Origin of the sequence: Luteimonas abyssi, from assembly GCF_001482195.1 — a bacterium.
GTDB lineage: Bacteria > Pseudomonadota > Gammaproteobacteria > Xanthomonadales > Xanthomonadaceae > Luteimonas > Luteimonas abyssi.
In genome coordinates, this window is the sequence record NZ_KQ759763.1 from 3,137,222 (window position 1) to 3,156,850 (window position 19,629).

General features: G+C 70.5%; 17 protein-coding genes. 3 read left to right on the plus strand and 14 right to left on the minus strand.

The features are described 5' to 3' along the window. Nucleotides 1-12: 12 nt before the first annotated feature. The 14 genes from RG19_RS13600 to RG19_RS13665 all read right to left on the minus strand — a co-directional run bounded on the left by RG19_RS13600 (nucleotide 13) and on the right by RG19_RS13665 (nucleotide 15,829). Nucleotides 13-519: a GNAT family N-acetyltransferase gene (locus RG19_RS13600; protein WP_238376647.1), complete on the minus strand. Its 507-nt coding sequence runs from the start codon at nucleotides 517-519 to the stop codon at nucleotides 13-15. Further along, a complete protein-coding gene (locus RG19_RS13605; RefSeq protein ID WP_058835740.1) occupies nucleotides 516-1,829 on the minus strand; it encodes a Xaa-Pro dipeptidase in 1,314 nt (437 codons plus the stop codon). The genes RG19_RS13600 and RG19_RS13605 overlap by 4 nt, the downstream gene beginning before the upstream one ends. Nucleotides 1,830-1,891: 62 nt before the next feature. Further along, nucleotides 1,892-3,292: an ATP-dependent protease ATPase subunit HslU gene (gene hslU / locus RG19_RS13610; protein ID WP_058835741.1), complete on the minus strand. Its 1,401-nt coding sequence runs from the start codon at nucleotides 3,290-3,292 to the stop codon at nucleotides 1,892-1,894. 152 nt (nucleotides 3,293-3,444) lie between these two features. Further along, a complete protein-coding gene (gene hslV, locus RG19_RS13615) occupies nucleotides 3,445-3,996 on the minus strand; it encodes an ATP-dependent protease subunit HslV (protein ID WP_058835742.1) in 552 nt (183 codons plus the stop codon). A gap of 102 nt (nucleotides 3,997-4,098) precedes the next feature. Next, nucleotides 4,099-4,992, minus strand: a complete 894-nt coding sequence (xerC, locus tag RG19_RS13620) for a tyrosine recombinase XerC (protein ID WP_082672836.1) — start codon at nucleotides 4,990-4,992, stop codon at nucleotides 4,099-4,101. A 49-nt stretch (nucleotides 4,993-5,041) separates the two neighbouring features. After that, the gene (locus tag RG19_RS13625) at nucleotides 5,042-5,716 is read right to left on the minus strand and encodes a DUF484 family protein (RefSeq protein ID WP_058835744.1); all 675 of its coding nucleotides are present in this window, start codon (nucleotides 5,714-5,716) and stop codon (nucleotides 5,042-5,044) included. After that, entirely contained in the window at nucleotides 5,713-6,549 is an 837-nt protein-coding gene (gene dapF / locus RG19_RS13630) for a diaminopimelate epimerase (RefSeq protein ID WP_058835745.1), read from the minus strand. Before dapF ends, RG19_RS13625 begins: the two co-directional genes overlap by 4 nt. A gap of 16 nt (nucleotides 6,550-6,565) precedes the next feature. After that, nucleotides 6,566-6,892 (minus strand): LPS translocon maturation chaperone LptM, encoded by a 327-nt coding sequence (gene lptM / locus RG19_RS18035; protein ID WP_058835746.1) that lies wholly within the window; start codon nucleotides 6,890-6,892, stop codon nucleotides 6,566-6,568. A 79-nt stretch (nucleotides 6,893-6,971) separates the two neighbouring features. Next, nucleotides 6,972-7,442 carry a YbaN family protein gene (locus tag RG19_RS13640; protein WP_082672675.1) on the minus strand — a complete coding sequence of 157 codons (471 nt, stop codon included), beginning with the start codon at nucleotides 7,440-7,442 and terminating at the stop codon, nucleotides 6,972-6,974. Between the two features lie 626 nt (nucleotides 7,443-8,068). Next, nucleotides 8,069-10,234, minus strand: a complete 2,166-nt coding sequence (locus RG19_RS13645) for a S9 family peptidase (RefSeq protein ID WP_058835747.1) — start codon at nucleotides 10,232-10,234, stop codon at nucleotides 8,069-8,071. A gap of 70 nt (nucleotides 10,235-10,304) precedes the next feature. Continuing rightward, nucleotides 10,305-12,404 carry a prolyl oligopeptidase family serine peptidase gene (locus RG19_RS13650; protein WP_058835748.1) on the minus strand — a complete coding sequence of 700 codons (2,100 nt, stop codon included), beginning with the start codon at nucleotides 12,402-12,404 and terminating at the stop codon, nucleotides 10,305-10,307. 342 nt (nucleotides 12,405-12,746) lie between these two features. Further along, nucleotides 12,747-13,085, minus strand: a complete 339-nt coding sequence (locus RG19_RS13655; protein WP_058835749.1) for a hypothetical protein — start codon at nucleotides 13,083-13,085, stop codon at nucleotides 12,747-12,749. A gap of 137 nt (nucleotides 13,086-13,222) precedes the next feature. Next, complete coding sequence (locus RG19_RS13660) at nucleotides 13,223-14,191, minus strand: helix-turn-helix transcriptional regulator (protein WP_058835750.1); 969 nt, start codon at nucleotides 14,189-14,191, stop codon at nucleotides 13,223-13,225. A 225-nt stretch (nucleotides 14,192-14,416) separates the two neighbouring features. Continuing rightward, nucleotides 14,417-15,829: an FAD/NAD(P)-binding protein gene (locus tag RG19_RS13665; protein WP_162267082.1), complete on the minus strand. Its 1,413-nt coding sequence runs from the start codon at nucleotides 15,827-15,829 to the stop codon at nucleotides 14,417-14,419. Nucleotides 15,830-15,966: 137 nt separating this feature from the next. Between RG19_RS13665 and RG19_RS13670 the strand changes: the two genes are divergently transcribed. The 3 genes from RG19_RS13670 (at nucleotide 15,967) to RG19_RS13680 (ending at nucleotide 19,463) form a co-directional block, all read left to right on the plus strand. Then, nucleotides 15,967-17,739 (plus strand): SLC13 family permease, encoded by a 1,773-nt coding sequence (locus tag RG19_RS13670; protein WP_058835752.1) that lies wholly within the window; start codon nucleotides 15,967-15,969, stop codon nucleotides 17,737-17,739. A gap of 230 nt (nucleotides 17,740-17,969) precedes the next feature. Next, on the plus strand, nucleotides 17,970-18,803 hold the full coding sequence (locus RG19_RS13675; RefSeq protein WP_157515277.1) for a hypothetical protein: 834 nt from the start codon (nucleotides 17,970-17,972) through the stop codon (nucleotides 18,801-18,803). A 39-nt stretch (nucleotides 18,804-18,842) separates the two neighbouring features. After that, nucleotides 18,843-19,463, plus strand: a complete 621-nt coding sequence (locus RG19_RS13680) for a hypothetical protein (RefSeq protein ID WP_058835754.1) — start codon at nucleotides 18,843-18,845, stop codon at nucleotides 19,461-19,463. Nucleotides 19,464-19,629 lie beyond the last annotated feature (166 nt).

A 19,629-nucleotide genomic window follows, 5' to 3' on the forward strand; every position in this document is an offset into this window, starting at 1 on the left:
TCGATGCCGCGGTCATGCCGGCACCAGCGTCCGGGTCATGAAGACGCTGTTGGGATCCTCGCGATAGGCCGCGAACGGCGGGCACGGCACGAACCCGGCGCGGGCGTACAGCCGGCGCGCGGGCTCGAAGTAGGCCATCGAGCCGGTTTCCAGGCTGACGCGGACCGCACCTGCCTCCCGGGCCCGGATCAGCAGGTGATCCAGAATGTGCCGCGCCACGCCGCGACGCAGGTGCGCCCGGGCGGTCCGCATGGACTTGATCTCCGCGTGCGCGGGGTCGAGCGTCTTCAGCGCGCCGCAACCCAGCAGGGCCTCGTCTTCCCACAGGGTCCAGAACGCGATGTCGGGCCGGCGCAGGCCGTCGAGATCCAGCGCGTGGCGGCTTTCGGCAGGCGCGGTCGGCGCGAGCTCACGCAGATGCGCCTCCAGCAACGCGATCACCCGCGGATCCTCGATCGGATCGCGCTGCAGTCGCCAGGCATCGCCCCACCCCGTGCCCGACATCGGATCGTCGCTCATCGCACGGTCTCGTCGCGATGCACATGCCCGGCCTTCATCACGAAGCGCACGTCCTCAAGCCGCGACACGTCGTCCAGCGGGTCGCCCTGGATGGCGATGAGATCGGCGACGAAGCCCTCCCGCAGCACGCCGGTGTCGTGCTCGATGCCGAACAGCCGTGCGGTGTGCAGGGTCGCGGCCTGGATCGCCTGCAGCGGCGTCATTCCGAATTCCACCATGCGTGCGAACTGGCGGGCGTTGCGCCCATGCGGATAGACGCCGGCATCGCTGCCGAACGCCATCGGCACCCCGGCGCGCAGCGCGCGGGTGAAGTTCTCGCGCTGGACATGGCCGGTACGGCGCTCCTTCTCCAGCGACTCGGGCAGGATCCCGGCCGTGGCGCCTTCGCCCAGGATGTATTCGGTGGTGTAGATGTCCATCACCAGCACGGCGCCGTTGCGGCGTGCGAGCGCGATCCCCGCGTCGTCGATGAAACTGGCGTGCTCGATGGAATCGACGCCTGCGTCCAGCGCGTTGCGGATCCCGGTCGCCCCGTGCGCGTGCGAGGCCACCTTGCGGCCGTGGCTGTGCGCCTCGTCGACCACCGCCCGCAGCTCCTCCAGGGTGAACTGCGGCGCACCGACCTCGGTGCCGCGTGACATCACCCCGCCGGTCGAGCAGACCTTGATCACGTCGGCACCGAACTTGACGTTCTGGCGGACCTTGCGCCGCGCCTCCCACGGACCGTCGGCGACACCGTCGCCGCGCGCGCCGTCCTCGTAGGGCAACAGGTTGTTGTCGGCGCAGTGGCCGCCGGTGATGCCGATGCCCAGACCGGCGGCCAGCACCCGGGGCCCCGGCACCACGCCGGCGGCGATCGCGTCGCGCAGCGCGACATCGGCGTAGCCCGGCGCACCGAGGTTGCGCACCGTGGTGAAGCCGGCATCGAGCGTGGTGCGGGCATTGCGCGCGCCGTGCAACGTGGCCGCCGGCAGCGACTCGCCCAGCCCGGCGTAGCCGTGCAGGCTGGCATCGCCGACGAGATGCACATGCGCGTCCATCAGGCCCGGCAGGACGGTGTAACCGGAAAGGTCGCGGATGTCGGCGCCTGGCGGTGGCGGCAGCGTGACCGCGGGCCCGATGGATGCGATGCGCCCGTCGCGCACCAGCACGGCGTGATCGCTCAGCAGGCGGCCGCGCTCGACATCGAGCAGTTGCCCGGCGCGTACGTAGACGACCTCGGCCGCCTGCAACGGCAGCGACAACACCAGGCACAGCAACCACCAGGGCGCGCCTGCCAGCGGCAGGCGCGCGGGAGAGCGGATTCGCATGACTCGGGTCCGGCGTGGGATCCGCCGACTCTAGAGCATTTCGCCCGCGCCGGGCCCTGCCCTCAGAGGATGTAGCGGCTCAGGTCCTGGTCCTTGACCAGTTCGCCGAGGTGCGCATCGACGTAAGCGCGGTCGATCGCGACGCTGCCGCCCTTGTCCGGCGCCTCGAAGCTCAGGGTGTCGAGCAGCCGCTCGAGCACGGTGTGCAGGCGACGCGCACCGATGTTCTCCTGGGTCTCGTTGACCTGCGCGGCGATCTCGGCCAGACGATCGACCGCGTCGTCGGCGAAGCTCAGCTCGACGCCCTCGGTCTTGAGCAGTTCGACGTACTGGCGCGTCAGCGCCGCGCGCGGCTCGGTGAGGATGCGCACGAAATCCGGCTTGGTCAGCGCGGTGAGCTCGACCCGGATCGGGAAGCGGCCCTGCAGCTCGGGCACCAGGTCGCTGGGCTTGGCCACATGGAACGCGCCCGAGGCGATGAACAGGATGTGGTCGGTCTTGATCGAGCCGTACTTGGTGCTGACCGTGGAGCCTTCCACCAGCGGCAGCAGGTCGCGCTGTACGCCTTCGCGGCTGACGTCGCCGCCGCCGACCGACTCGCTGCGCTTGGCGACTTTGTCGATCTCGTCGATGAAGACGATGCCGTGCTGTTCGCAGGCCTCGATGGCCGCCTCGCGCACATCGTCCTCGTTGACCAGCTTGCCGGCCTCCTCCTCGATCAGCAGCGGGCGCGCGGCCTTGATCGTCAACGTGCGCTTGTGGGTCTTGCCGCCACCGAGGTTGGCGAACATCTGCCGCAACTGCTGGCCCATTTCCTCCATGCCCGGCGGGGTCATGATGTCCACGCCGCTGCCGCCGGCGGCGAGATCGAGCTCGATCTCGCGCTCGTCGAGGTCGCTGGCGCGCAGCTGGCGACGCAGCTTCTGGCGGGTTTCCGACTCTTTCGCGGAGGGCTCCGCGCCGATGTCGACACTGGTCTGCTGCGCGTTCGCGCCGAAGCCGAATGCCTGGCCCGGCGCATCGCGGCGCGGCAGCAGGGCGTCGAGGATGCGATCCTCGGCACGCTCTTCGGCCTGCGTGCGCACGCGCTGCTTGGCCTGCTCGCGATAGAGCTTGACCGCGGTATCGGCGAGATCGCGGATGATCTGCTCGACATCCTTGCCCACGTAGCCGACTTCGGTGAACCGGGTCGCTTCCACCTTCACGAACGGCGCATTGGCCAGCGTGGCCAGACGCCGCGCGATCTCGGTCTTGCCGACACCGGTGGGACCGATCATCAGGATGTTCTTGGGCATGACCTCGTTGCGCAACTCGTCGGGGAGCTGCGCGCGACGCCAGCGGTTGCGCAGCGCGATGGCGACCGCGCGCTTGGCCGCGCTCTGACCGACGATGTGGCGGTCGAGCTCCTGCACGATCTCGCGCGGAGTCATGGTGGACGAACTGTGGGAGGTGTTGTTCGGCATCGGGAACGGACCTTGCATTGGGACCTTGCGTTGGCCCTTCTCCCGCGTGCGGGAGAAGGTGGCGCGAAGCGTCGGATGAGGGTGGCCTGGCGCGGCATGCCGTCGCCAGGCCCCGTGGCGCCATCGCGGGCGGCGCGGCGCGGGGTGGACCGTCAGAGCTCTTCGACGACCACGTTGCGGTTGGTGTAGATGCAGATGTCGCCGGCGATGTTGAGCGCCTCCGTGGCCACCGCGCGCGCGTCGAGCTCGGTATGGGCCAGCAACGCGCGCGCGGCCGACAGGGCGTACGAGCCGCCGGAGCCGATGGCGACGATGCCGTCGTCGGGCTCGATGATGTCGCCGTTGCCGCTGATGATCAGCGAGGTTTCCTTGTCGGCCACCGCCAGCAGCGCTTCGAGCTTTCCGTAGCGGCGGTCGGTACGCCAGTCCTTCACCAGCTCGACCGCCGCGCGCACCAGTTGGCCGCCGTGCTGCTGCAGCTTGGTTTCGAACAGCTCGAACAGGGTGAATGCATCCGCTGCGGCGCCGGCGAAACCGGCCAGCACCTGGCCGTCGCCGAGACGACGCACTTTGCGCGCATGGCCCTTCATCACGGTGTGGCCGAGGGTGACCTGGCCGTCGCCGGCGACGACCACCTTGCCGTTGCGCCGGATCGACACGATGGTGGTGGCGTGGAAGACGTGGGGATTCTGGCTGGGGTCCATGCGGGCCTCCGGGGAACGAATCCCCTGAGTGGGGATCGCCGGGCGCGCACGCAAGGGCGTGGGTGGGCCCGGGCACGCGGCCGCGATTCAGCGGCCGTCGTGTCAGGACGCGGTGTCGTCGCCGTCGTCGCGGCGCCGCCGCGCGCGCGGGTGGGCCGCGTCGTACACCTTCGCCAGGTGCTGGTAGTCGAGATGGGTGTAGATCTGGGTGGTGGCGATGTCGGCGTGGCCGAGCAGCTCCTGCACGCCGCGCAGGTCGCCGGAGGACTCCAGGACATGGCTGGCGAAGGAGTGCCGCAGCAGATGGGGATGCACCCGCTTGAACAGACCCTGCCGCTGCGCCAGCTGGCGCATGCGCAACTGCACGGCGCGCGACGTGATCGGGCCTCCGGCACGGCCCGGGAAGACCGGCGCTTCGGATGCCGCGCCGCCGTCGGCCGCCCAGTCGGCCAGCGCGCGCCGCGCATGCGAGCCCACCGGCACCACGCGCTGGCGGTTGCCCTTGCCGAGCACCGCGACCAGGCCTTCGGCCAGATCCAGGTCGCGCCAGCGCAACGCACACAGTTCCGACACGCGCAGCCCCGACGAGTAGAACAGCTCCAGCATCGCCCGGTCGCGCAGGCCCAGGGGCGCATCGGTCGCCACTTCGACCAGGGCCTTGGCTTCGTCGGGGTCGAGCACCTCCGGCAGCTTGCGCTGGGCCTTGGGTGCGCGCACGCCGGCGCAGGGATCGGCCACGATGCGCCCGTGCCGCAGCAACCAGCGATAGAAACTGCGGCAGGCCGACAGCCGCCGCTGCACGCTCTTGGGCGACAAGCCGCGCCGGTGTTCGGCGGCGACGAAGGCGCGCACCTGCGTGCTGTCCAGGCTGACGCACTCCGCGTCGGCCCGGGCGTCCACCCAGGCGGACAGGGCGGCCAGATCGCGCCGATAGGCGTCGAGGGTGTGCACGGACATCCGCTTCTCGACCTGCAGATGCTCGAGGAAATCGAGCATCGCCTGCGGCAACGTCGCTTCGCGCTCGACCGCCGCGACGGACACGATGTCAGTCCGCGTCGCGCCGCATCGCCGCGACGAACGCCTCGCCCATCATGCGCAGGAACAACGTGCCCATGCCGGGATAGAAGCGGTTGGCATCGTGGCTGCCGACGGCGACCAGGCCCACGCCCTCCAGGGGCAGGAGCGCGGTGGACTGGACCTCACCGACGCGCGCGCCATACAGCAGTGCCTGCTTGTCGGGGTGCAGGCGCCCGCACAGCGGCTCGCCCGCGGCGAGCGCATCGGCGAACGGGCGCAGCGCCGCATCGTCGCGCGAGACGATCCGCAACCAGTCGTCGGCCTCCAGGCCCGGCACCGGCGAAAACAGCACCACCCGGACCAGATCGCCGTTGAAATCCTCGGCAAGCGTGGCCGCCATCGCGCGCACCACGCCCGCGGTATCGCGCTCGCGCATCAGCGCGAGGGTGAGCTGGTGGGTCCGCACCGCCAGCCGTTCGTTCTCCTGCGACACCGCGACCAGTTCCTGCAACCGCCGCGACAGTTCGCGGTTCTTGTCACGCAGGACATCGAGCTGATAGCCCGCCAGCGACGCGGTCGGCCCGTCCTCGCGCGGCACGACCAGGGTCATGGCGAGGTCGGGGAACTGCTGCAGGAACTTCGGGTGGCGACGTAGCCAGGCGGCCACCTCGTGGGCACCCAGTTTTTCGATGGTCTCGCTCATGCGATCCATTCTCCTTCGAACACGAATGCGGCCGGTCCGGCCATGGTCAGCTCGGCGGCGGCGTCGGGCCAGTCGATGCGCAGGGTCCCGCCGGGCAGCGCGACATCCACCGCACGTTCGACGCGCCCCAGGCGCATCAGCACGGCGGCGGCGGCGCTGGCGCCGCTGCCGCAGGCCAGGGTCTCGCCGACACCGCGCTCGTAGACCCGCAACCGGACGTTGCCGCGGTCGACGACCTGTGCGAAACCGACATTGACCGAATCCGGAAACGCCGCGTGCCGCTGCAGACCGGGGCCGAGCGTCGCGACCGGCGCGGCGTCGACGTCGTCGACCTCGATCACGGCATGCGGATTGCCCATCGACACGGCGCCGAAGCGCACCGGGTGGGCCTCGACCGCCAAGGTGTAGTGATCGCTTTCGGCGTCGAACCCGGCCAGCGGCACCGACGGCGGCGCGAAATCGGGCACGCCCAGCGCCACGCGCAGGCGGCCGTCGTCGAGCACCTCGACGGCGTGCCGGCCCGACGGGCTGTCGAGGACGAAGCCGCTCCCCGCGGCCGTGCCGTCGCGACGCAGCCAGGCGGCCACGCAGCGCGCACCGTTGCCGCACTGGCGCGACGCGGAGCCGTCGCTGTTCCAGATCCCGTAACTGGCCACCGCACCGGCACTGCGCGGCGCTTCGACAGTGAGGATCTGGTCGCAGCCCACGCCGGTGTGGCGGTCGGCCAGCGCCCGGCACAGGGCGGGCGACGGCGGCGGCCGGCCAGCGCGCAGGTCGAGCACGACGAAGTCGTTGCCCGCGCCGTGCATCTTGCTGAAACGCAACCCGCTCATGGGTGGACGCGAGGGCTCATGGGCCCTCTTCGCCGCCCTCGCCTTCGGTCCCGTCCCGGGGCGGCAGGGGCAGCGGCATCACCGGCGACTCGGTCGCCGGCAGCGCCTCGTCTTCGCCGGTGTCGCTGCGGATCTCGATGGCCGGATCGAGGATCGGATCGGTGACCGGATCCGGCGGCGGCGGCCGGGCGTCGTCCGCGTCCTGAGCGGCCCCGGGCGCGGGCGGGTCGACATCGTCGACCACCGTCGGCTCGGGCGGCGGCATGAACAGGTCGCCCTTGTTGCCGCAGGCGGCCAGCAGCAGGCACAGGGCCAGGGGAAGGGCCGCGGACAGCGGCGACATGCGATCTCGATTCATGGCGGCAGTGTAGCCGTCCGCGCGATGGCGAGGAACGTCGATTCCCGATATCAGCCAGCCGATATCAGCCGGTCGATGGCGCCGGCGGTTCGGGCCGCGTCCACAACCAGACGGCGACGCAGGTCATGCAGACGATGGGCAACGCGGTCATCCACCAGCGATGGGCGGGGAACAGCGGCATCACCAGCAGCAGGACCAGGGCACAAACCGTCATCGCGACGGTCGCCATCCGCTTGCCACGGCGGCTGACCGCGCCATGACGTTCCCAGTCGCGGATCGCAGGGCCGAAACGGCGGTGGGCGAGCAACCGGCGCCGCAGGCGCGCCGAGCCCCGCGCCGCCGCCCAGGCGGCGATCAGCACGAAGACCGTGGTCGGCAGACCCGGCACGAACACGCCGACCAGGCCGAGACCGAGGCTGGTGTAGGCCAGCAGCCACCAGGCCCAGCGGAAGCGGACGGGGCGCTCCGGGTCCCGCTCCGCATCGTGCTCGGAGCCGGGGCGGCGCTCTGGATCGACGGGCTCAGTCGGCGCCATGCACACCCCGGGGCGTCGTGCGGGCAACGGAAACGGGGACGGAACTCATGCGGGCCGGCAGCGGGACCAGGGCGACGACGCGCCATCATGGCACAGGGGTGACCGGGTCCTGCCGGAGAGTTTCGGGGACCGCCGGGGGCGCATCGGGCGCACGGCAGCGCTGCGTGACGCGGCGACCTGGAGACCCCTCGGCCATGCCAATCGCCTTGGCGCCTTCGTCACCTGGGCCAGTCACACAAAAAAGATGCTTCGCCGATTCGCGTGACTCGAAGGGCGGCCGCTTGCGTCGGCTTCGTCATGACGCCGCGCCCCGGCGGCCGGGGTATGCGGAGAGCAGGCCATGGGTGAGAGCCGACGGCTTGCGCGGCACTGCCGCGCGTCGGCTCGAACGCCCCGAGCCTGCGAGGGGCCGGACCGCGGAGCGGGCCTGCGGCGGCGCGTCAGACAGGGATGTCTGACCGAGCCGAGGCGCATGCCCCGGCTGCGGCGACGCTCCCACCGGAGCCCACCCTCTCATCTGCTCTCGCCCAAAGCGGGCCGCGCTGCATGCACGACCCGCCTTGCGTCACCTCGAGGTCGGGAGAGAGGCGCGTGCCCGGAGGAACGCGGTTCCGACTCGCCTCCCGTCAGCGGGCCGCGGCCGGCGCGTCCAGCTGGTCGATCAGGAACGCGTACATTTCGGCCAGCTCGCGGTAGCGGCGGAACCGCCCGGACTTGCCGCCGTGACCGGCGTCCATGTTGGTGCGGAACACGATCGGGCCCTCGCCGGTGTCGAGATCGCGCAGCCGGGCGACATACTTCGCCGGCTCCCAGTACTGCACCTGCGAATCCCACAGGCCGGTGCCGACGAACATCGCCGGATAGGCCTGCGCGCTCAGGTTGTCGTATGGCGAATACGAGAGCATGTAGTCGTAGTAGTCCTTCTGCTCCGGGTTGCCCCACTCGTCGTACTCGTTGGTGGTCAGCGGGATGCTGCGGTCGAGCATCGTGGTGACCACGTCGACGAACGGCACCTGCGACAGGATCACGCGGTAATCCTGCGGCGCCATGTTCGCCACCGCGCCCATCAGCAGGCCGCCGGCGCTGCCGCCATAGCCGGCAACCCGATCCTTGGCCGCATAGCCGCGCGCGACCAGGTCGCGGGTGACGTCGATGAAGTCGGTGAAGGTATTGATCTTGTTGAACAGCTTGCCGTCGTCGTACCACGCGCGGCCCATCTCCTGGCCGCCACGGATGTGGGCGATGGCGTAGACCATGCCGCGGTCGAGCAGGCTGATCACCGGCAGGTTGAAGCCCGGGTCCATCGACGCGCCGTAGCTGCCGTAGGCGTACTGCAGCAGTGCCGCGGTGCCGTCCTTCTCGAAGCCCTTGCGGTAGACCAGCGACACCGGAATACGGGTGCCGTCGCGGGCTTCGCTCCACACCCGCTCGGTCACGTACTGCGACGGGTCGTAGCCGATCACCGGCTGCTGCTTGAGCTCGCGGCGTTCGCCGGTGACCACGTTGACCTCGTACGTCGTGGCCGGCGTGGTCAGCGAGGTGTAGCTGTAGCGCAGCCAGTCGGTGTCGGCCTCGGCATTCACCGACAGGCCCATCGAGTAGGCCGGCTCGTCGGCGGCCACGTGCTGCTCGCTGCCGTCGGCCTTGAGCACGCGCACGCGCTCCAGCGCGTCCGAACGCTCGCCGATCGCCGTGAAGCCGTCGAACAGCTCGAAGCCCTCGACGAAGACGTCCTCGCGGTGCGGCACCCAGTCCTGCCACTGGCTGCGGGCGGTGGCGCCGTCGGGCGCGGTGACCAGTTTGAAGTTCGCGGCGCCGTCCGCGTTGGTGCGGATCACCCAGCGGCCGCCGTGGTGGTCGGCGCTGTACTCGACGTCGCGTTCGCGCGGTGCCAGCACGGTGAACGTTTCGGGGTTGTCGGCCGGCGCGTAGCGCAACTCGTCGGAGACCGTGCTGCTCACGCCGATGACGATGTAGCGGTCGTCGCGGGTGCGGTCGATGCCCATGTAGAAGCTGTCGTCGTGCTCTTCGTAGACCAACACGTCGTCGGCGACGGGCGTGCCCAGCACATGCTTCTTCACCCGCACGGTGAGCAGGGTCTCGGGATCGTTCTCGACGTAGAACAGCGTGCGATCGTCGTCGGCCCAGATCAGGTTGGCCGACACCCCGGTGATGACGTCCGGATAGTCCTCGCCGGTCTCGAGATTGCGGAACCGCACCGTGTACTGGCGGCGGCCGTTGGTGTCTTCGGCATAGGCCAGCAGGCGGTTGTCCTGGCTGACCGCGTAGGTGCCGACGTTGTAGTAGTCCTTGCCCTCCGCCAACGCGTTGACGTCGAGCAGCACCTGCTCGCCGTCGAGACGCGCGGCGTCGTTGTCGGCCAGCAGGCCGGCGGCGTCCACGCCGTCGGCGTCGGCGCGGCGCGCGTAGATCGGGTAGTCCTTGCCGGTCTCGAAGCGCGAGTAGTACCAGAAGCCGCGCTCGCGGTAGGGCACCGAGCTGTCGTCCTGCTTGATGCGGCCGACGATCTCGTCGTACAGCGTGCCCTGCAGCGCCTGCAGCGGTGCCATCACCGCGTCGGCGTAGCTGTTCTCCGCATTGAGGTAGTCGATCACGGGAGCGGCTTCGCGCGCGTCGTCGCGCAACCAGTAGTACGGGTCGTTGCGCACCGCGCCATGCGGCGCACGGACCTCGTGCGGATGCTGCTCCGCGTCGGGCGGCGGCGGGAGGTCGGCGGCGTGGATGGATGCGGTCATGAGCAGTGCGGCGGTCAGCAGGGAGAGACGTTTCATGGATGGGGTTCCGGACGCGGATTGCAACGCCGGCCGCCCCTTCGGGCGGCCGGGGCCGATGGCAGCGCGGTTACTTCAACTGCTGCCAGAGGAAGGTGTAGTACAGCGCATCCATGTGGGCGGCCTGACGGTTGTTGGCCGCACCGCCGTGGCCGCCCTCGATGTTCTCGTAATAGCGCACGTCCTTGCCGGCCTCCGACATCAGCGCGTGCATCTTGCGTGCATGACCGGGGTGGACGCGGTCGTCGCGGGTCGAGGTGAGGATCAGCGTGGGCGGGTAGTCCTTCGCCGGGTCGAACAGGTGGTACGGCGAGAAGGTCTGGATGTAGGCCCACTCTTCCGGACGATCGGGATTGCCGTACTCGGCCATCCAAGAAGCCCCGGCCAGCAGCTTGTGGTAGCGCTGCATGTCCAGCAGCGGCACCTGGATCACCACCGCGCCGAACAGATCCGGGTACTGGGTGAGCATGTTGCCGGTCAGCAGGCCGCCGTTGCTGCCGCCGCGGATGCCCAGGTGCTGCGGCGAGGTGATCCTGCGGTCGATCATGTCCTGCGCGACCGCGGCGAAGTCCTCGTAGGCGCGATGGCGGTTCTCCTTGAGCGCGGCCTGGTGCCAGCGCGGGCCGTACTCGCCGCCGCCGCGGATGTTGGCGACGGCATACACGCCACCCTGCTCGAGCCAGCCCTTGCCGACGCCGCCGGAGTATCCCGGCGTCAACGAGATCTCGAACCCGCCGTAGCCGTACAGCAGGGTCGGGTTGCTGCCGTCGAGCGCCATGTCCTTCGGCCGCACCAGGAAGTACGGCACGCGCGTGCCGTCCTTCGAGGTCGCGAAGTGCTGCTCGATCTCGTGCGTGGACGCATCGAAGAACGCCGGCATCGTCTTCAGCGTTTCCGGCGTCTGGCCGATCTCGGCCAGCGACAGGGTGCTCGGGGTGAGGTAATCGGTGACCGTCATCCACACGGCATCGGACGCGTCGCTGTCCACCGCGCTCACCGCCACGGTGCCGAACTCCGGTGCGCCCGCGAACGCGCCGCTGGCCCAGCCGTCGCGACCCGGGGTGAGCACGCTCAGGCGGTTCTTGACGTCGTCGAGCACGTTGAGCACGACATGGCTGCGGGTGAAGGTGATGCCGGCCAATGACGTGGTGTCGGTGGGCTCGAACAGCACCTCGAAGTTCCGCGCGCCCGCCATGTAGTCGTCGAACTTCGCCGCCAGCAGCGAACCGGCCGGATAGGTACGGCCCTCGACGGCCAGCGGCTCGCGCAGCTCCAGCGTCAGCCATTCGCGATGGACGTTCTTGTTGGCCGAGTTCGGCGCGTCGACCTTCGCCAGCGTGCCGTCGGCACCACGCACGTAGAGCTCGTCGTTGTAGAACGCGAGGGTGCGGCTGACGAAGTCGCGCTCGAAGCCCGGCGTATGATCGCGCATCGCGGCGATGTACATGTCGTCCGGCTGGCCTTCGTAGACCACCGTCGCCTGCTCCATCGACGTGCCGCGCGTCCACTGCTTGACCACGCGCGGATAGCCGGAGCTGGTCAGCGAGCCGTCGCCGAAGTCGGTGTAGACGTAGACGTTGTCGCGGTCGATCCACTGCAGGCCGCCCTTGGCCTCGGGACGGAAGAAGCCGTCCTCGACCCATTGCCGGGTCGACAGATCGAACTCGCGGGTGACGTTGGCATCGGCGCCGCCGCGCGAAAGCGCGATCAGGCAGCGCGCGTAGTCCGGACGCAGGCAGTCGGCACCGTGCCAGACCCAGTTCTCGCCCTCGGCGGCGTTGAGCGCATCGAGGTCGAGCAGCACCTCCCACTGCGGCTGCGGCTTGCGGTACTCCTCCAGCGTGGTCCGCCGCCAGATGCCGCGCTCATGGTTCCGGTCGCGCCAGAAGTTGTAGTAGTACTCGCCCTGCTTGGACACCACCGGGATGCGATCGTCGGAGTCGTAGATGGCCAGCAGGTCGGCCTCCAGCCGCTGGAACGCCGGCGTGGCCGCCAGTTCGGCTTCGGCGGCCGCGTTCTGCTCGCGTACCCACGCCAGCGACCGCTCGCCCTCGACGTCTTCCAGCCACTGGTGGGGATCGTCGTTCACGGCCTGCTCCTGTGCATGGGCACCTCCGGCCAATCCCAGCGCCAGGCCTGCGGCCAGGCACAGCTGCGAAAACTTCGCCATCGCGTCGCTCCCCTGTCGGTGCGGTTTCAGAAACCGCGAACGCTAGCACAGGGCCGGGCGGATGGAGTTCCCTTCATCGCCCGGCCGCGACGACGCCGGACCTCTCGCCTCTCCCGCGCTCGCATCGCCCGGAGAAGCGGGCGGGAGACCCGGAGCTGCGCTGCATGCGGCACACGGACCGGGCCCGCACCCGTGCAGGCGCGCCACCCGGTACCGGCATGCAGGAGAGCACCGCCCGGCCGCCGGAGGCGGGGTGCTCCTCGTCGGTCCACCGGCCGACCCGGCGCAGGCGCGTCAGCCGCCGGAAGGCCGCGTCGAAACGTGTACGCCGGAACGCGACCATCAGGCCGCGTGCGGCAGCCCGCGGCGGCGAGGTCGGCTCGCCGCGCGACGGCGGGCCTGCACCGGTGCTGCCCGCCGCCGCGACCCCGTGGACGAAGACGAGGACGAAGACACGGAGTCGCGGGACGGCGGCAGCAGGCGGTCGCGCAGCACGAGCGCGGCCAGGCTCGCCAATGGCATGCCCAGCAGCCAGAACGGCAGCGGGCCCAGCGGCGAGACGGCGCTCCTCGCACCGGGCAGGGACAGCAGGGCGATCGCGCCCAGAAACAATGCACCCAGCAGCATGAGCCGCAGCGGGGCGACGGGAGATTCGAAACTCGAGACGGCGGGGATGGACATGGCGGCTCCGGCAGCAGGCAGGGTCGATGCCTGCATGCTCTCCGCCCGGGGTCGCAGAAGCTGCGACCCCACGCATCGGCGGCGACGATCCAGCGTTGGCGGATCTTCGCTCACCCCCGGGCGCGCGGGGGCGCGCCTCAGTGGGTGTAGTTGGTGAGCGCCAACTCGAGCAGGCTGCGCGCCTGCTCGCGCAGCGAGGCGGGCTCGACGATGGTGGCGTCCGCACCGTAGTGCAACACGTCCATCAGCAACTCGCGCGATGAACTGTAGGGCACCCGGAGTTCGTAGCCGCCATCGGGCAAATGCTTGCCCTGCTGCTGCGAATGCCAGTGCTCGTCGGCCACCCAGCGCGCGGCGCGCGCGTTGAAGCGGATCGTCGCCCAGTGCTTGGGCTCGCCGGAGAAGATGCCGTAGCTGCCGGCGAGGTGGCGGTCCAGCTCGGTATCGTCGATGTCGCGCGCGGGCGCGTCCAGGACACGGGCGCTGCCGATCCGATCGACGGAGAAGCTGCGCAGCGCTTCCCGGCCCTGGTCCCAGGCGTCCAGGTACCAGTTGCCGCGGTAGTGGGTGACCCGTTGCGGCGACACGGTGCGCCGGGTCTTCTCGTCGGTGGAACGCGCGCGGTACTCGAAGCTGAGCTGGCGTCGTTCGAGCACCGCCGAGCAGACGAAGCGGAACGCCTGTTCGTCCATGCGCCGCGAGTGATGGGGAATCACCCGCACCCGGTTGACCGGCCACTCGCGCCCCGAGGCGTGCTCGTCGAGAAGCTTCTCGATACGCTGCTGCAGCGGCGCCAGCGCGTTCGACAGGACCCCGCCGCCGCTGCGTGCGAGCAACTGCTGCGCAGCCAGCAGGGCGTGCAGCTCGTCCGAGCTCAGCCACAAGCCGGGCAGTTCGAAGCGATCGCCCTCGTCGGCGTCGTAACGGAAGCCGGCTTCGCCGTCGCCCACGATCGGGGCCATCAATGCGTCGCGCAGGAACGCCAGATCACGGTAGACGGTCGCACGCGAACAACCGAGTTCGTCCTGCAGGCGTGCCACGGTGACCGGATAGCGCGAGGTCTTGAGGGTGCGGTGCAGGGAAAGGATGCGTTCGTATCGGTCCATGCCGGGATTATGCGGCCTTCGCCCGACAACCGTGTCGACATGCCGGGAGCGCGCCATCCTGCCGGCGTCCGGAATCGATGGGCCGTCGGCGACCTAGGACGCAGGAAGCGCCGACGACGGCCTCGACGTCCATACCGAACGGGATGGCGCCGCCGGCCGGAATGCAGGGGGTTCCGGCCCAGGCAGCCGCGTCGCGACGATGACGCCCTGCGCCCTCCGCGACGCCTATGCCCGGCCGTCGGCCAGCTGCCGCCGCACGGCGGTGGCCACCTGGTGCGCCTGGCCGCGCAGCTCCGGCATCGCGACGCTTTCCCACAGCGACCCCACCCGCAACACGCCGAGCGCCCACATGCCGGGGACCGGGCAGCCCTCGCGATCGCGGACCGCACCGTCGTGACGGGTATCGATCCCGATATCGTGTGGCCCCGGCCGGGCGAGGCCCTGGGCGAGCAGGCTGCGCAGCACCGGATTGGCCGTGCGTACGATGCGTTTCTCCATGCCGGTGGCGTTGATCACCACATCCGCCTCGATCCGGCCCGGAGCGCCGTCGCGGCCGAGGTAATCGATGCGCACGCGATCGTCGACCCGCAGCGCCTTCGCACGCCCGGCCAGCAACGCGAAGCCGCCTCCGGCGCGCAGCACCTCCAGCATCGACGCCACCTCCGGCGCGATGCGATGGCGATGGATATCCCACTGGCGTGCGGCATGCCGGAGAAAGCGCCGCTGCTCGGACACCGGCAACGATGCCCACATCGCCTGCACGTACGGCCGCACGGCGGCCATGACGCCCTGCCACGGCCGACCGGCTGCCTGCTCGTGCGCGGCCCAGGCACGCAGCGCGCGCATCCGCGTCCGCACCCCACCGGCGAGGACGGCCTCCAGGGCCGCCTCCGCATACGCACCGGAAGCCGGCGCGGCAGCGGCGACATGCGGCAGCGGCATCAGACCATTGCGCGACAGCGCGACGATGCGCCCGCGATGCGCGTTGGCGCGGAGCGTCAGCACTGCGTCCACCATGCTCAGACCGGCCCCCACGATGCACACGTCGGCATCCGGGTCGATCGCGGCGACACGGGGGTAATCCCAGGCCTCGCGCAACTGCGCGGACGAGAGCGCGTCCGCGCCCGGGATGGGCAGACGCGCGGACGCGTTGCCGATCGCCAGCACCACCGTCCTGGCGTGGAACGCGTCGCCACTGGTCAGGGTCAACCGGAATCCGCCGTCCGCGACCGGCGAGACCGTGTCGACCTCGCCGTGCATCCGCTTCAGCGGGGCGTCCGCGGGGAGGCCGTCGAGAATCGTCTGCAGGTACCGGCCGTACAGCATGCGCGGGGCGAACCGGCCCCGGATCGCGTCCGGCGCCTCGCCCGCCCATGGCCCGGCGCGCAGGAAATCGACGAAATCGTCCGGTCGCGCATCGAACGCGCTCATGCCGGAGGCCACTACATTGAGCAGATGTTCCGGACGCGGCGTCGAATAGGCCGCGCCGAGCGCGAGACGGTCGCCGGCCTCGATCAAGGCGACCCGGGGCCCATCGGCGCCGACGCCTGCAAGATGCGTGGCGACCAGCGCGCCGCTGGCGCCGCCACCGACGATCGCCACGTCGACCTGCGGGAACACACTGTGGGACACCGACACACCTGCTCGATCCGGAGAGTCGGCTAGTATCCCATCCGGCGCCGCCGGCCCGCCTTCTGCGCGCTGCGACGCCCAGGGGGCGCCCACCGCCGGCGGGCCCCGCTTCCGCACGTTTCCCCTCCTTGCCCCGCGACCCGATGACGCTCAGCCCCGAACTCTGGATCACCCTGGCGGTCATGGCGGTGGCCATCTACCTCTTCATCACCGAGAAGCTTCGGGTGGACGTGGTGGCCTTGCTGGTACTCACCGCATTGCTGGTGTTGGGCGTGGTGACGCTGCCGGAGGCGCTGTCGGGCTTCAGCAACCAGGCCACGGTGATGGTGGCGGCGATGTTCGTGCTCAGCGGCGCCCTGCAGCGCAACGGCGCGCTGGTCGCGGCCGGCGAGCTGATCTCGCGCATCCGCAACCGCTGGCTGTTCCTGCTGGTGATGATGGCGTCGGTGGTGTCGGTGGCCGCCTTCATCAACAACACCGCCACCGTCGCGGTGTTCCTGCCGCTGGTCATCGCCGCCACCACCGCCAACCGCTGGGCGCCCTCCAAGTATCTGATCCCGCTGTCGTACATGTCGCAGACCGCGGGCGTGTGCACGCTGATCGGTACCTCGACCAACCTGCTGGTCGATTCGATGGCGCGAGAAAGCGCCGGCGTCGGCTTCACCCTGTTCGAATTCGCACCGCTGGGGGTGATCTTCGTCGGCATCGCCTCGGTGTACCTGCTGACCCTGGGCTGGTGGCTGCTGCCCGACCGCAACGCGCCCGGCGATGCGGAGGAAGCCCAGCATGTCGGCCGCTACGTCGCCGAGGTCGTGGTGCCCGAGGAAGCGGACGTCGTCGGCAAACGTCCCCATCTGGCGCTGCCCGACGGCATCGAGGATGTCGAACTCATCGAAGTCCTGCATCACGGCGTGGCGATGCACGATCGCGACCGGCCGATCCAGGCCGGCGACCGGCTGCTGTTGCGCGGCGAGTGGAAGGACATCGAGGCCGCACGCAAGGCGATGAAACTGCGCTTCGAACGCGCCCCCGGCGTGTCGGCCGACAGCAGCGAGAAGCGACTGCTGGTCGAGGCCATGATCTCGCCGGGCTCGCACTTCATCGGCCACAGCCTGGCGGCGATGCGCTTCGCCCACACCTATCGGATGCGCGTCCGCGCCGTCCACCGGCGACGTCTCGCCATCCGTCAGCCGCTCGAACAGATGCAATTGTCGGTAGGCGACGTGCTGCTGCTGGACGCACCGCAGGCCACCGTCGGCGAGTTGCGCGCGGACCGCGGCATGATCGTGCTCGACGAGCGCGAGCAACCCAAGGTCGACGTCAAGCGCGCGGTGGCCTCGGTGGCGATCATGGCCGCCGCGATCGGCATCGCCGCGATCGGCTGGCTGCCGATCGTCGCCTCCGCCTTGCTGGGCTGCGTGGCGCTGGTGGCCTTGCGGCTGCTCGACCCGGACGAGGCCTACGCCGCCATCGACTGGCGGGTGATCCTGCTGCTGGCGGGCATCATTCCGCTCGGCATCGCCCTGCAGAAGAGCGGCGGCGCGGCGATGGCCGCCGACGGCATCCTGCACGTTCTCGGGCCTTACGGCCCCGTGGCCACCCTGGCGGCGATCTACCTGATGACCTCGGCGCTGACCGAAGTGATGAGCAACAACGCCTCGGCGGTACTGGTGGTGCCGATCGCCCTGGCCACCGCGGAGTCGATGGGCATCGATCCGAAACCACTGCTGATCGCCGTCGCCTTCGCCGCCTCGACCAGCTTCGCCACCCCGATCCGCTACCAGACCAACACCATGGTCTACTCCGCCGGCGGGTACCGGTTCGGGGATTTCGTCAAGGTCGGCATGCCGCTCAACATCATTTTCTGGATCTCGGCGATCCTGCTGATTCCACGGTTCTTCCCGTTCCATCCCTGAGCCGGCGATGCGCCGGCGATCTGCCGGTCGTCGGGCGACCGCCCGGTGTGGCGGCCCGGGCATGATCGCGCCGCTGCCTCCAACTGTGACGTACGCGTTGGGCAAGCGAGCCGCCAGCGGGTATCGTCGCCAACGGCCGCGAGGGGGCGTCACGGGGTAAGCGGCCGACCCGTATGGCCCTGCGCCGCCTGTCGCGGTGCGCCATCGCGCCGCCGGCACCGGCCATCACCATGCATCCAGCGCTGCCCGCGACCATCGCTTCGATCCTGTCGTCGGCAGGCCTCGGCCTGCTGGCCTGGTTGGGCATGTCGATCGTCCTGCTGCACGCCCGCGCCGATCTGGCATCCGCACTGCACCCCTTGCAGATGTGCGCGCTGCTGATCGGCACCGTACTCGCTGCAGCGCTGCTCGCCCCGGTGCCGGGCCACCACGGGCGTTCCGCGCTCTCGAGCTGGCGCACGGGCTGGTCCCCGCGGGCAAAGCTGCTCGGCCTGGCCACGCTGGCGATCGCCACGACCCTGCTGATCGTCCTGGGCCAGATCGCCCCCAGCGGCGGGCGCGCCATGGCGCTCGGCGCGCTCGGCCTCCTGCTCGCGCTGTCGGCGCTGTCGGCCGTCGCCGCCATCGCGATGGCCCACACGGTCGACGGCCCCGCACCGGGTCGTTCGCTGGTCCTGCCGATGCACCTGCTCTTCGCGCTGGCCCTGGGTCTGGGTCTGCTGTTCTTGCTGATGGCCTGGCTGCTGCCGTTCGGCGCCGGCGACAGCGGCATGCTGATCACCCTGACGGTCCTCGGCGCCCTGCTCGCGGCCTGCCTGCTGCTGTACTGGCGCGACGTTCGCCGGAGCCGGTCCGGCGATGGCCGGGACCGGCACGACGGCGGCGACCGTCCGCTGCGTTACGGCAGCCTGGCGCTGCTGGTCGCGGTGCCGCTGGCGTGCGCCCTGCTCGCGCGGGCACCGTCGCTGGCGGCGATGCCCTGGCTCGCGCTCACCGTCGGCTCGCTGCTGTGCGGCGCGATGCTCGAGCGCTGGCGGTTCTTCTCGCAGCCACGCACCCGCTGAGGCTGTACTCTGCGCCCATCATCCTCGGAGCTTCCGGACATGCACGTCCCCGCACGCACCTCCCTCCCGCACCGCATCCGCCGCCCCCTGCTCGCCGCCTGCGTGGCCACGGTCCTGGCCGCCTGCAGCACCACGGTGCCGCTGCCGGACACCGGCAACATGACGCCGGTCGAGACGCTGCGCGTCAGCGCGACGGGCGCCATCACGGCGGTCGATGCCGCACGGCGGGTGATCACCGTGCAACGCGACAACGGCGAGACGCTGCAGCTGCAGCTCGATCCGGCGATCCAGAACGTCGACCGGCTCGAGGTCGGCGACAACGTGTCGCTGGACTACATGCTGGCCGTTGCCGCCGACATCCAGCCGGCCGGCAGCCTGCGCCCGGGTGCGTATCTGCAGGAAGACCAGGGCCCGGCGACCGGACCCGGTGGGCGCCCCGAGCGCCATGCGGCCGAGCGCGTGACCCTGGTCGCGCCGATCCTGGCCGTGGACACCGGCGCGAACACGCTGACCGTCGAAGCGCCGAACAAGCGTCCGGTGACGCTGTCGGTGCCCGATCCCGCGCACCAGGCCGCCCTGCCGGACCTGCGCGTGGGCGACCTGCTGCGCGTCACCTTCACCGAAGCGGTGGCGATCGAGGTCCGACCCTCCGGCGGCTGATCCCTATCGTCCTGGGGACGCGGTCGATCCGCTTCGACCGCCCGCCCCGTCGAGCCCGCTCCGCCCCGTCGCTCCGCGCCCGACGGGGCCGCGTCCGTGCGCCGCGAACGGCGTGGGCGCACGGCGCACCAGGGCCTCGCCACCGGGATCTCGGATCGCCGTGGAA